Source organism: Aquicoccus porphyridii, assembly GCF_008369105.1.
GTDB classification, from domain to species: Bacteria; Pseudomonadota; Alphaproteobacteria; order Rhodobacterales; family Rhodobacteraceae; genus Aquicoccus; species Aquicoccus porphyridii.
Genome location: NZ_VINQ01000143.1, coordinates 1 through 430, shown reverse-complemented (window position 1 = coordinate 430; position 430 = coordinate 1). Strand labels below are relative to the sequence as shown.

Sequence of the window (430 nt, the reverse complement as noted above, 5' to 3'; positions counted from 1 at the left end):
AAGAGTGTTCCGGAGATTCTCCAGGCGCTGCTCAAGGAGCACCGGGTGCTCGACTACGAACAGCGTATCTACCACGAGCACCTGCCACGCGAATACTGCGTGCAGGCCGGCGACAGCGATCACTACCTGCACGACCGGCTGGCCTTCGAGGAAGGCCTGGTCTACTACTTCCGCTTCGACGAACACCGCCACACCCTGGTCTGCAGCGACCGGCTCTACGTCCAGGAGCGTATCGCCGGCGGCCCGGTGCTGTTCAGCGCCCAGCCGGAGGGCGACAACCCGCAGCCGGTGCTTCATTCTTTCCGCTACAGCGAAAATGTTCGTACGGCTCGACAGACCCAGCGGGACTACAGCTTCAAGCGCCCGACCTACGACCAGGAGCATCATCTCGCTGGCGAGGCGCTCGAGCATCAGGACTCGTCCTACGAGC

Annotated in this window: 1 protein-coding gene; it reads left to right on the top strand. The window is 63.3% G+C overall.

Annotated elements, in window-relative coordinates:
- Nucleotides 1-430: contractile injection system protein, VgrG/Pvc8 family (locus FLO80_RS23945; RefSeq protein ID WP_500676336.1), on the top strand; the 430-nt coding region annotated here is incomplete at both ends.